The sequence below is a fragment of the Glaciimonas sp. Gout2 genome, from assembly GCF_035018905.1.
Classification (GTDB): Bacteria; Pseudomonadota; Gammaproteobacteria; order Burkholderiales; family Burkholderiaceae_D; genus Glaciimonas.
This window is the reverse complement of the sequence record NZ_JASJXA010000008.1, coordinates 153,553-166,627: the sequence shown is the minus strand read 5'-3', so window position 1 is coordinate 166,627 and position 13,075 is coordinate 153,553. Positions and strand designations below refer to the sequence as shown.

The following is a 13,075-nucleotide window of genomic DNA, read 5'->3' as shown; positions in this document are numbered from 1 at the left end:
GTTCAAAGGAGTGTGGATGAAAACGCAAAAGAGATACAGCGACGAGTACAAAGCTGAAGCGGTAAAAATGGTATTAGGGGTGTGGGGAGCAACGGAACAGAAACTGCGATTAAGTCTAAAAGTCATATAAACACTAGATAGCCACAAAATTTTCATATAAAAGGTTACGGAATAGACTCCCTATCCGTATCGCCCGGCGACCTAAGCGGTCGCAATTCTCCGCGAAGCACAGATTCTGGAACCGCGAAAGAATAGCGTCCCATCATGTTGATATGCTCATGAATCAAGGGTGACAATCGCGCCACATCTTCGTCTATCACCACGTAACCTTCACAGCGTAGTTTGTTCAAAATCGCTTCCATATAAATGGTATTCCACAATACTATGACATTGGCGACCAGCCCCAAAGCACCCAGTTGGTCTTCCTGGCCTTCTCGATAACGCTGATGCAACTCGCCACGTTTTCTGTGGAATATGGCCCGCGCAAGAGCGTGGCGGCTTTCGCCACGGTTTAGCTGAATCAGAATATTACGGCGTTTGGTTTCATCATCGATGAAGGTCAGTGTGTGTAACGATTTCTCAATACGTCCGAATTCTGCCAGGGCTTTGGCCAGTCGCGTAGGCCGGTCGCCGACCTGCAGCGTGCGCATGATCCCTGTAGCCGGTATCCGTCCTAACTTCAGCGAACCGATTAAGCGCAAAATATCGTCCCATTGCTCAGCGACCAGTGCCATGTTGACCCGTTGTTTCGCAATCTTGTCGAGCGGGCCGTAATCGGCATCGGGGTCGATGCGCCAAAACCGCGTGCCACCGACATTGGCAAGGCGAGGACTGAAGCGATATCCCAGCAATCTAAACAGACCGAAGATGATGTCCGTATAAGCGCCCGTGTCGGTCATGATGTGGGTCGGCTGCAGCTCGGTTTGCTGTTCCAGCACGACGGCTAGTAAGACCAGGCTATCGCGCAATGTACCGGGTACCGTGATGGCATTCAAGCCAGTAAATTGGCTGGACAGCATATTGTACCAGGTAACGCCGCGGCCTATACCAAAATACTTGGGATTTGGTCCGGCGTGCACGGTGCGCACCGGAACTACGAAACGCATGCCATCAGCAGAAGCGACTTCGCCTCCGCCGCAGGCATGCGCCAATCCGATCTTGTTTTGCGCCGACACCAGACGCATGTTCACGGCAATCAGCGTTTCATCGCGAATGTAATTTTGATTGACCCAAGACAGTCGATCACGTCGCAGGGCCGCGACATCTTGCCGCACCAAAGGCTCAAATCCGGTGTTGCACGATTCGGCCAGTAATACGGCGCAGACACTGGTGACCAAGTCGGCCGCCCGCGCCTCGCGTTCGCTCACATGCGTGAACGCCTCCGCAAAATCGGTACGGGCGGCAATCTCAAGCAGAATTTCCGCCACATCGACACGCGGCAGACGCGCCGCCACTTCTGCTCGCAATGCCAGCAAGTAGGATGGCTCTTCGATCTTGTCAAGCGGACTCAGAACGAGATCATGTTGCTCGTTATTGCACACAATGCGCACAGCCGGATTTTCCGGCAGGCGTGCCGCCACAGCGCGATACGTTTGATCCAGTTCTGTCGCCAAGCCCGCCAGCACCGGTGTGACGTCCGAAGAAAATCCGAGCGTGCGGCAAATAACCGGTCGCGTCGCCGTCCAGTCGGCGTCTGACAATAATCCTTTGCGCGGATCGGCGTAGCGCCAACTTGGCTCAGCAAATACATCGCGTCGCCGCAATGCAGAACGCAACTGATCAAGCGCACAAAACATATACGCTCGTTGATCCAGTCGGCCCTCTCCCGGGATCACATGCGGTAACCATGCTTTCGTCACGATCGCCATCGGAGGATCGATCTTCCGTTTATGATCGATTTCATGCACATGCAGATATTTGATGGCTTCCAGCACAGTGCGGCCGGCGGGTCCGGCACCAAAATGTATATGTTGTAGTAGCGAAGGCAAAAACCGCCGCACCCTAAGATAACGGGCGTGTAGTTCCCGATAAAAAACGTCTTGTGGCGGCCGAACTAAGGGGCTCACCTTTTGCATAGCTTCAGCGAGTCGTTCCTGTTGAATTTTCTCGAACACCGTTGCGCGCAACTTTTTATCGGGCAATTCGACGTCGAGCAGAAATGCACAAGCCTGCGCCAACACCGTCGCTGCCGCATCCAGATCTTTCAGACTTCGCAGGCGCGCTTTTTGATCAACTTTCATCGCGCCGCTGAACAACTGATGCAGCAATATTTCCATGACTTCCAACGCATCGTCCTGCGCTGTGGCTTCCAGCGTATAAACGAAAGCCACCAGCGTTGCCATGCGGCGTGCCTCAGGCAGTCTAGACACCACCGTGACTTTCGATGTGTTGGCGAAGCGGGCCAACGCGGCAATGCGACTCGGCGGAATTTTTGCCGTCCCCGGCAACCTAATTTCTAACGCACGAATGGCCTCGATGCGCAAAAGAGCGCGCACCAGCGCCGAGGCACTGACCATAACCGGACCGGTACGCAGTCGGTCAAGCGTCGAATTGCGGTTGCCTGCCGGAACCGTGAGTAAGTCATCTAACCGCATACGCTGTTCGAGACTCAGTCCGTGCGCCAACATGCGCCAGAGCCGCGTTTCCACGCGCTGCCGTAATCGCGCGATAAAACGTTCCAGCACGGTCGCGCCTGGCAGTAGAACCTTGCCGGTCAATAGCCAAGTAGTGGCGTGCTCGAACAGCACGCTCGGCCGATCGGTTCCGGTCCAGCACAAGGCATAGAGCCATCGCCCCAGACGGAAACCAACCGGATACTCGGCAAATTCCCGGTAACCGTAATGCCTGCGTATTTCAGCCGCGTGTTCCCAGCGTTGCCGACTATTGCGGTATTTTGAAAGGTAATCGCCATCGTCAATCGCCAGTTGCTGGCTCAGTATCCTGATAACTTCGTTGGGGACGTCCGCCGGATCATCGAGAAAGGTACCGAGAAACCGGACGGTGGCGAGTTGAAGTGCAAATCCAAGCCTGGTGTGTTTTTCCCGACGCGTATTGATTAACGCATGATCGGTGTCGTCCAGATGAAAATAGCGTGAGAGTTCGTCTACGGTAGGCGGACCATCGTAACGGCCATGGCTCCGAATCTGACTAGGAGTAAGAAAATTAACAGGCACAATAAATGATCATAAGAACGTGGGTCGAATGGGTCGAATTGGTGTCACATTTTTATCGATTATAGCCCTTTGTATGTCATACAATAAATAACGGGTTAAGTGACAAATTTTGTTGAAGAAGTAATACTGCGGGACAATGTCACATAATCGACCGTATAAGTGACAAGTGAGTGACAGGTAAAAATATGCTAGTTGGCTACATGCGCGTATCAAAGGCGGACGGCTCCCAGAACACCAACTTGCAGCACGATGCTATGGTGGCTGCTGGCGTCGATCCAAAACATCTTTATGAAGACCAAGCTTCTGGCAAACGAGAAGATCGCCCCAGCCTCACCGCGTGCCTCAAAGCATTGCGCGAAGGCGATACCTTGGTGGTGTGGAAACTGGATCGGCTCGGCCGGAATTTACGTCATCTCATCAACACGGTGCATGATCTAACCGGTCGAGGTGTGGGACTCAAGGTGTTATCCGGAGATGGTGTAGCAATAGATACCACGACCGCCGCTGGCAAACTGGTCTTTGGTATCTTCGCCGCGTTGGCTGAGTTCGAACGAGAACTCATTTCCGAACGTACCATTGCCGGACTGGCTTCGGCACGCGCCCGGGGCCGAAAAGGTGGGAGACCATTCAAAATGACACCTGCCAAGCTGCGTCTGGCAATGGCTGCCATGGGGCAGCCTGAGACAACCGTAGGCGATCTTTGCGACGAAATGGGAATTACCCGGCAGACGTTGTATCGGCACGTTTCTCCTCAGGGAGAACTCCGGCCGGACGGCCAGAAATTGCTATAAAAGGGCTAATTAGGTGTGAGTCTTATAGTCCACCCAAAATCTGTTTCATAAGGTTGATTGCTCGACAAAATCAAATTATCGATCACATATCAAGTCAACTTTATGACGATTCATTTCCTGATTTCGCTATTCCATGCTAAATCCTTATCTACCTTTCCTGCCACCGAATACAGTGCACCTGGCGCATTGCGCGTCTGGCGAAATGTATCCAATGATTCGCCGCGCATGGCGGCATAAATATGCAGGTTGGACACTCCGACGACTGCTCCTAGCTTTTCTAACAAAAAGAAAATAACGCCGTAGTGAATCATGGCCCGCCAGTCGCGCTCAGAAATCATCTTCCTCTCTACCTCGGTCAACCCCGCTTCCTCAAAGGTGCTTTCGGCATCGCCAAGAAAACGTACCCGAAAATCTGGCTCTACCAGTTGATGGAGATACTTGTTTATGCGGTAGGTCCGCACGCTGGTCTCAAGCGTGTAAGGATAGGTCCCGGGCAAGTTTTCGATACCCGCTAATTGGTGATTCATGTGCTTCAGATGTTCTTCACGGGCGCGCGCAGTGACAGCCTCTGACGCGGTAGCGTCGTTCTCATACAGCGCAACGGCGATGCCGGTCATGGACGGCAGGTAGTAGTCTTTATGCAGGCACTTGATGTGACTTGACATAGCGCCGCGCATGATGAGCCACATGATGACCTCGGCGCTTTCAAATCCGCCTAGCCGCGCAAAATCGGCATGGGTCATGTTGGTGAGGGATTCAGGGTCGTTTTCAATCAGGTTCAGAAATTCGTGGTCCCACGGGGTATTGTTAAATCCGGCGCGCTCACCATGTACTTGGTGGGATAGTCCACCGGTGGCAACCAGTACGACCTTTATATCGTCGGGATAGCTTTCAATTGCACGTCGCAACGCATGACCCAGCTTGTAACAACGGCGTGCGGATGGCACCGGGAATTGCAGCACGCCCACCTGCAGTGGCACGATGGCACCGGGCCAGCTTGGTGTGTTTGGCCACAGAATAGAGAGCGGAGAAAAGCAGCCGTGGTCCAGCCCTTTATCCTGGAAAAAAGACATATCGAACTCGTCGGCCATGAGCGACGCACCGATATGCCGCGACAGTGCGGGATGGCCGTCGACTGGCGGCAATGCACGCGCACCGCCGCCTTCATCTGCAACCCGCCAGGAATCACCGATGCCGAGTGCGAACGCAGAATAATGATCGAAGAAGAAAGAGGTGACGTGATCGTTGTAGATCATCAGAATCACATCTGGTTTTTTTTCCGAAAGCCATTGCCTGACCGGTTCGTAAGCCTTGAAGATGGGAGCCCAAGCTGGGTCCTGTTGCTTGCCGGTATCCAGCGCAAAGCCAATCGTGGGAGTGTGGGATGACGCTATCGCGCCGATGATGGTGGCCATAATGAGCTCCTGATCCGCGCGTAGGCACAGACTTAATGTGTAGAAAGGAAAAATGCGATAGTCATATTGCGCCAGTTCCAATGGAATTGCCGGACAAACGGATAGCGGGGCGTACCTGCTTAACGTTCATCCGGCATGCCTTATGCGCTCGCGGTGCGGGGGGCAAACTTGGTGAAAACAATTGAAAATGCTGCGATCATCGCGGGCACTGCAAGAATAGCGATGACCGCGCTGAATCCCCATCCCATCGATAGCATTAGACCACCGGCAAACGAGCCGGAGATGCTGCCAAAGCGGCCGATGCCCAACATCCAGCTCACGCCCGTCGCTCTCACTGCAGTCGGATAGCATGCCGGTGCGAAAGCATTCATGCCGGTCTGCGCACCGCTCATACAGAAGCCCGCAAGCAGTACATATACGCCGAACAAGCTTGAGACGACGCTGCCCGAAGCCAGCAACACAATGAATATCGCTCCGCCAATATATGCCGTTGCAATAACACGGTTCGGCGTCAATTTATCCATGTAGTAACCTACGACCAAAGCACCAACGGTGCCACCGAGCTGGAACAGCGCGGTGAGATTTGCGGCACGCTCGATTGGCAGGCCAGCATCTTTAATAAGCGTCGGCAACCAGCCGCTGAGAAGATAGATGACCAGCAATCCCATGAAATAGGTAACCCATAGCGCGATCGTCATCTTGCGATAGGACGGCGACAGTAATGCTTTTACAGACATGCCTTTTTGTACCGGTGGTTCATTGAGAACGAAGCGCGTACCGCTGGAAAAGCTGCCACCGCAAACTTTCCGCAGGGTACGCGCGATCTTGTCACTGGAAAAGTTTCGTACTACCAAAAAGCGTGCTGATTCAGGTATGAGCCACAAATAAAATGGCAGACAGGCCAGTGGAATCGCACCGCCGACCATCAACACCGTGCGCCATCCGTAATGCGGCAACAACGCCGCGGCACCGAACCCGACCAGAGCCGAACCGAGATTAAACCCGGTGAACATCAACGCCAACAACGTGCTGCGTGACCGCTCGGGCAGATACTCCGATAACAGCGTGGTAGTGCTCGGCATGGCCGCACCTAACCCAAGTCCGGTCAGAAAGCGCAGAACAGACAACGATGTCACGCCTGTACTGTAGGCGCTCAGGATACTGAATATGCTGAACAACGCCACGGCGGTCATTAATAATTTTTTGCGACCGAATCGGTCCGAGAGAGGGCCGACAAGCAATGCGCCGACAGCCAGACCGAGTGGGGCGGCGCTCATCACAAGACCAAAGACCGCACGGCTAATACCCCACTCATTGGTGATGCCCGGCGCGAGAAAACCCATGATGGCGACATCCATACCATCAGTCGCCACGATGAGAAAGCAAAGCCCAAGCAATAACCATTGGTAACTGGTCATTTTCCGGTCATTAATATAAGCCCGAACATCGAGCGTTTGAGAAGGTGTCATTTCGTCTCCTGAGAGAAATTCAATTATTGTTTTTGTAATTTATGGGGCTAATTACCGCAGTAGCGGGCCACCAAGACGCTGTTACTGCTGGCACGCAGATGTCGTCACTTGATAATTGAAGTCTACGCAGAGTGCCTGTATGTCGCATTGCTCTGAGCTTCGAGAGCGTTGCAATTTACTTATTGGAGGTAGGTGGCACACTCAGGTCGTGGACTAAATACAGACGTATCTAGTCTCACGCTGCGAAATTATGACTTTCTGTGCAGTGGCGAACTTATCGAGGTAAGACCGATAAAAGATGCGCTATTGCCAAGTTTCGGCCACGGATTGAAGTTCTGCCAACAGCGCAGTTGCACCGGGAGACAAGTAAGCGCCGGCACGCGTTGTCACGCCAATTTGCCGGTTGAGACCATCCATTGGAAACCGCAATACCGTCAACTGCCCAGTGGTAATTTCATAATGCAGCTGATGAGCAGACAGCACAGTGATCATATCGCTTGACACAAGCAGTCCGCGAAGGAGGGCAAGGTCTCCTGTTTCTGCTGCGGGTTGTGGCGGTTTTCTACCGTGGTCTTGAAAAAATTGTTCCAACGACACGCGTAGCGGCGTCCCGGCACGGGATAACACCCAGGCGTACTGTTGCAAATCATCAAAGCTTAGCACGGGCTTTGATGCCAACGGATGGTCGGCTCGGGCGATCACCGCGGTCTGGTCCTGAAGCAAAGTCGACGCCTGCAGCCCGTTCTCGGTTGGGGTTCGTAGCGCGCCGATAATGAAATCGATCCGACCGCTTAACAGTCCTGCGGTGAGTTCCTCGTAAGTACTTTCCAACGAACGCACCCGCAGTTGCGGATACTTTTTCAATATGGATGTGATCGCAGTGGGTAGCACCAACGTGCGCGCAAGCGGAAGCGCCCCCACCGTGATGACGCCTTCGAGCACGCCTTTGAGCGCAGCAATGTCGGAGACGATATGATCCAGTTCCACCAGCGCGCGATTGAATCGTAAAATCCAGCGTGTTCCAGCGTCAGTAGGCATCATCCCTTGCGCGGTACGACGGAACAGCGTCTGCCCAAGAGCGTCCTCCAGTTTTGTTATCGCTTGGCTAATCGCCGACTGCGACATGCCCATCACACGTGCCACGCTTGGCATGTGATGCACGTCAGCCAGCAGGACCGCGCTCTGCAGGCGGCGCTCATTAAACAGTGCTTCCATGCTCCCAACAAAGCCGCCTTCGCGCGCAGCAAACCGCACCGCGTCATCGCGAACATCGCGCAACTCCGCCTCGATAATGTGGGTCCGCAAGCGCACGGTTTCTCCGGCCGCCGTCAATAGCATACCGTTTCCTTTGCGCTCAAACAGCTGAATTTCAAGGTGTTTTTCCAGCGCCGCCACCGATCTCCCCACCGCAGAAGACGCGCGATACAACAGGTCCGCAGAGCGACGTATCCCTCCCGTGGCAGCAACGGTACTAAATACATGAAGATGGTGAAGGTTCAGGATAGGCATGGGGTAGGAGGATAGCTGAAGACGCGCGCACTGATACAACTTGATAAGCAAATTAGAACGCTTATCGCGGTATAAGGCAACCAAGACATGCGCTTACCTGCAGATACTAGACACATTCAAGTCAGATGACCTTTTTACCATGACCACCACATTTAACACTGAATCTGATCTGCTTCCGGTGCCTTGCATGCTGATGCGTGGTGGCACCTCACGCGGACCATTCTTCCTCAACGCCGACTTGCCGGAGGATCGGGCCTTGCGCGACAGCATATTGCTGGCCGTCATGGGTTCGCCGGACCGCCGCCAGATTGATGGACTGGGAGGGGCTCATCCGCTGACCAGCAAGGCTGGCATCGTAGGCCTCAGCAGCAAGCCTGGCGTTGACCTCGAATTCCTGTTTGCGCAATTGCAGCCCGACAACAACACGGTCGATACCACGCCTAACTGCGGCAATATGCTGGCCGCCGTTGTCCCCTTCGCGCTAGAGCGCGGCATCATCGTTGCCCAAGGCGACACCACGACCGTCAGAGTGTTGACCCTGAACACCGGCATGCAATGCGACATCACAGTACAAACACCAAACGGTCGGATGCAATATGGCGGCGATGCCAGAATCGACGGCGTACCCGGTACATCCGCACCCGTCACTATTAACTTCCTCGATACAGCCGGTTCAGTATGCCCTGCGTTGCTGCCAACGGGACGCGTACTGGACACCATCGCCGTGCAAGGTAGTAACGTTGCGCCTTTCACCATCGACGCGACACTGATAGACAATGGCATGCCGATGGTGCTGGTACGGGCTGCAGATCTCAACCGCAGTGGTAACGAGACCGTGGCACAGCTAGACGCCGACACCGAACTGCAGGGAAAACTAGAAGCCTTACGGCTACAGGCAGGCCCGATGATGGGACTGGGCGACGTCAGTAAAAAAAATTATCCAAAGATGTGCCTGCTTGCCCTACCACAAGCCGCAGGTAATATTGCTACCCGCTGTTTTATTCCTCACGTCTGTCACGACGCCATCGGCGTACTAGCCGCAGTGACCGTGGCCACCGCTTGCGTACTGGAAGGATCGGTCGCCCAAGGCTTGGCTGTCGTTCCGGATGGCATCACCAAAATCATATCGGTCGAGCATCCGACCGGTGAATTTAGCGTCGAACTCGGACTGGATCCTGCTCATCCACAAAGCGTTACCCGCGCTGCCCTGCTTCGCACCGCTCGTCTGATCATGCGCGGCGAAGTCATGATTCCCGCATCAGCCTGGAAAGGAAAATAATATGCAACATCCGTTAATCATTGATTGCCACGGCCATTACACTACCGCCCCTAAAGCGCTGGAGGATTGGCGCAATCGCCAGATCGCCAACCTTGCGACGCCGAAGCTGGGACCGAAACCTTCGGAGTTACGGATCAGCGATGACGAACTGCGCGAATCGATTGAAACTAACCAGTTGCGTCTAATGAAGCAGCGTGGCCTGGATATGACGATTTTCTCGCCGCGCGCAAGTTTCATGGCGCACCATATTGGCGACTTCAACACCAGCGCCACCTGGGCTGCGATCTGCAATGAGCTGTGTTACCGGGTATCGCAACTGTTCCCGGATAACTTTATCGGCGCGGCGATGTTGCCGCAGTCACCCGGTATGGATCCGAGCAGTTGCATTCCCGAGCTTGAAAAATGCATGACCGAATACGGCTTTGTCGGCATCAATCTGAATCCCGACCCTTCCGGTGGCCACTGGACATCGCCACCACTGTCGGATCGCCACTGGTATCCCCTTTATGAAAAGATGGCTGAATATCAAATTCCGGCAATGGTCCATGTCAGCACCAGTTGCAACGCGTGCTTTCACACCACCGGCGCGCATTACCTGAATGCCGACACCACGGCTTTTATGCAGTTCTTGTCCAGCGACCTGTTCCATGACTTCCCCACGTTGAAGTTCGTGATTCCGCACGGTGGCGGCGCCGTGCCTTATCACTGGGGCCGTTTCCGCGGGTTGGCGCAAGAAATGAAGAAGCCGCTACTGAAAGAGCATCTGCTCAACAACATCTTCTTTGACACTTGTGTCTATCACCAGCCGGGGATCGATTTACTGACCAAAGTTATCCCGGTTGACAACGTTTTGTTCGCCTCCGAAATGATCGGCGCGGTACGGGGAATCGATCCCGAGACCGGTAACTATTTCGACGATACCAAGCGTTATATCGAAGCGTCAGTCCAGCTAAGCGCTGAAGACCGCTACAAGATTTACGAAGGCAATGCCCGCCGTGTATTCCCGCGTCTGGACGCTGCTCTGAAGGCTAAAACAAAACAAGAGGATACACATCATGTCACTGAATAATCTCGGTATCGTCAAATGCAATATCCAACGTGCAAGTAAGGCCGACGTCGAAGCTCTCTCAGCTTTCGGCTCCGCCACCATTCATGAAGCCATGGGGCGGGTTGGCCTGATGCGACCGTACCTCCGTCCTATCTATGTCGGTGCAACCATGTGCGGCACAGCGGTAACAGTGTTGCTACAACCTGGCGACAACTGGATGATGCATGTCGCCGCCGAGCAGATTGAACCGGGAGATGTCGTGGTAGCAGCCGTTACGGCGGAGTGTACCGATGGCTATTTCGGCGACCTGCTGGCGACTTCCTTTCGTGCTCGCGGCGCCAAGGGTCTGGTCATCGACGCTGGCGTACGCGATATCAAGGATCTGACCGCGATGCAGTTCCCGGTATTTTCAAAGGCGATCAGCGCCAAGGGCACCATCAAGGCGACCTTGGGTTCGGTCAACATACCCGTGGTCTGCGGCGGCGCGCTGGTCAATCCGGGTGATGTGGTGATCGCCGACGACGACGGCATCGTTGTGGTACCAGCCCAATTCGCGGCCGCGACTGCGGCGGCGGCGGCGGCGCGCGAAGCCAATGAAGCCGAAAAAAGGGAAACGCTTGCCAGCGGCGTCCTGGGCCTGGACATGTATCAAATGCGCGATTTACTGGCCAAGGCAGGGCTGCGTTACATCGACTGATATGACCTGCACCATGACAAATAACTACATTGGAATAATCGGGTATGGCGAGGTCGGTAGGATATTTGCTGCCGGGCTCAAGGGACAGCGTGGGATTACGTCCGTCACAACCTACGACCGAAAGCTTGAGAATTCTGGTACGGAGCTGGAGCTTTTAAAGACTGCCGCTCGCGCTGGCATCGATATTGCCCCCAATTTGGGAGCCTTATGCGACGCGGCAACACTGATTATTTCGGCGGTGACCGCTTCTAATACGCTGGCGGTGGCACAGGAAGCAGCCCGACATATTCGGCCGGGTACCCTATTCCTAGACCTGAACTCGGCTTCGCCCGGTACTAAACGTCAGGCGGCGCAGGCCATTGAAGAGGCAGGAGGCCATTATGTGGAAGCCGGGGTGATGAGCTCGGTACCGCCGCATGGCATTAAAGTGCCAATGCTTCTTGGTGGTGCAAGAGCCGGCGAGCTGGCACCTGCGCTGCGCGCCTGGGGTATGGATGCCACGATAGTTGCCGTCGACATCGGTGTGGCTTCCGCAATCAAAATGTGCCGCAGCATCATGATCAAAGGTATGGAAACGCTGGTCATCGAAAGCTACAGCACCGCGCTGTACTACGGGGTGGCCGACAAGGTGCTGCCGACGCTGGCTGAAACCTTCCCGCAAATTGACTGGTCGGCCCAAGGCACTTATTTCTTTAGTCGTGTTGTACAGCATGGCAAGCGGCGGGCTGAAGAAATGCGGGAATCTGCCGCCACAGTGCGCGAGGCCGGATTTGCGCCACTGATGGCCGTCGGCATCGCAGAAAAACTTGACTGGGTCGCTACGCTGGCAAGTGACGGCTTGTTCGACAAAGTCCCAAAGAATGCGTCATGGCAGGAGTATGCGGAACGACTACTTTTTGCAGGTAAAGAAGAGATGACAGGAGAATTGACAGCACCGCACCCGGTACTTAATGCGACCGCTGACTAGTGACGATTATCAATGACAGCGGCATTGTTTCACAAATGTCCGCTGGCGAAAATTCGAAAGTGTACGCGGTATGCGTGCAATTGAAGGATGTGGTGAAACGTGATGTTTGTAAGGCAGTATTTTTTAATAAAAAAGAGGAGATTAGACATGGCTAGCAACATACATATAAGCGGCGTTGAAGGCAACGGTGTTTCGACATCATACGCTTCAGAAATGCCGAGTTGGAAAGCAATCATACGCGCCGGAGTGATCGCTGGTTTGACCGGCGGAGTAGTTATCTGGATCTACGAAGCCCTTGTTTGGGTAGGAGCGCAGCATTTATTGCCACTGGCTGGAATTCCTAGAAACGCAACGGGCTTGGTGTTCGGAAAAGAGGTGCAAGAGTCGATCGGCCTATGGGCTTACATCATCGGTATCGCCATCCACTTTATTTTCTCAAGTGCCTGGGGTGTCTTATTTGCCGCCATTTGGCCGTATTTTCGCCGACGCGGGTATGAAGTAACGCTAGTAGCGCTTTTTTACGCCATGTTTGCCTGGATCATCATGCATGTGGCGATCATGATCGCCTCCGACAACCACCCTAATTACTATGATCCTGTCGTGATCATCGGGGGATTCATGTCGCACTTCTTCTTTACGGTGCCCTTGGCATTGACTGTCAAGCGCCGATTGGCTATTCAATAAATACGCTAGCACTACCTTCGTAAATACTTCACGAGCGGCGCTG

10 protein-coding genes are annotated in these 13,075 nt (G+C 54.1%); 6 read left to right on the top strand and 4 right to left on the bottom strand.

All coding sequences use genetic code 11. The features are described 5' to 3' along the window. Window positions 1–164: 164 nt before the first annotated feature. Window positions 165–3,173, bottom strand: a complete 3,009-nt coding sequence (locus QN379_RS08440; protein WP_323506451.1) for a Tn3 family transposase — start codon at window positions 3,171–3,173, stop codon at window positions 165–167. 185 nt (window positions 3,174–3,358) lie between these two features. Here QN379_RS08440 and QN379_RS08435 point away from each other — a divergent pair, with 185 nt between their 5' ends. Further along, entirely contained in the window at window positions 3,359–3,964 is a 606-nt protein-coding gene (locus tag QN379_RS08435) for a recombinase family protein (protein WP_322240116.1), read from the top strand. Window positions 3,965–4,074: 110 nt separating this feature from the next. Here QN379_RS08435 and QN379_RS08430 read toward each other — a convergent pair whose 3' ends face one another. The 3 genes from QN379_RS08430 to QN379_RS08420 all read right to left on the bottom strand — a co-directional run bounded on the left by QN379_RS08430 (window position 4,075) and on the right by QN379_RS08420 (window position 8,357). Continuing rightward, complete coding sequence (locus tag QN379_RS08430; RefSeq protein WP_323506450.1) at window positions 4,075–5,379, bottom strand: gallate dioxygenase; 1,305 nt, start codon at window positions 5,377–5,379, stop codon at window positions 4,075–4,077. A 140-nt stretch (window positions 5,380–5,519) separates the two neighbouring features. Then, a complete protein-coding gene (locus QN379_RS08425) occupies window positions 5,520–6,848 on the bottom strand; it encodes an MFS transporter (protein ID WP_322209419.1) in 1,329 nt (442 codons plus the stop codon). A gap of 303 nt (window positions 6,849–7,151) precedes the next feature. Next, a complete protein-coding gene (locus QN379_RS08420; RefSeq protein WP_322209418.1) occupies window positions 7,152–8,357 on the bottom strand; it encodes a LysR family transcriptional regulator in 1,206 nt (401 codons plus the stop codon). A gap of 139 nt (window positions 8,358–8,496) precedes the next feature. On the opposite strand from QN379_RS08420, the gene QN379_RS08415 reads away from it, so the two are divergent. From QN379_RS08415 to QN379_RS08395, 5 genes are all read left to right on the top strand, one after another. Then, on the top strand, window positions 8,497–9,636 hold the full coding sequence (locus QN379_RS08415; RefSeq protein ID WP_322209417.1) for a 4-oxalomesaconate tautomerase: 1,140 nt from the start codon (window positions 8,497–8,499) through the stop codon (window positions 9,634–9,636). Window position 9,637: 1 nt separating this feature from the next. Then, a complete protein-coding gene (locus tag QN379_RS08410; protein ID WP_322209415.1) occupies window positions 9,638–10,705 on the top strand; it encodes an amidohydrolase family protein in 1,068 nt (355 codons plus the stop codon). Then, window positions 10,698–11,381, top strand: coding sequence for a 4-carboxy-4-hydroxy-2-oxoadipate aldolase/oxaloacetate decarboxylase (gene ligK / locus QN379_RS08405; protein WP_322210777.1), 684 nt, complete (start codon window positions 10,698–10,700; stop codon window positions 11,379–11,381). Before QN379_RS08410 ends, ligK begins: the two co-directional genes overlap by 8 nt. Window positions 11,382–11,394: 13 nt before the next feature. Next, a complete protein-coding gene (locus QN379_RS08400) occupies window positions 11,395–12,348 on the top strand; it encodes an NAD(P)-dependent oxidoreductase (RefSeq protein ID WP_322209412.1) in 954 nt (317 codons plus the stop codon). Window positions 12,349–12,495: 147 nt separating this feature from the next. Continuing rightward, window positions 12,496–13,032 carry a hypothetical protein gene (locus QN379_RS08395; protein ID WP_322209411.1) on the top strand — a complete coding sequence of 179 codons (537 nt, stop codon included), beginning with the start codon at window positions 12,496–12,498 and terminating at the stop codon, window positions 13,030–13,032. Window positions 13,033–13,075 lie beyond the last annotated feature (43 nt).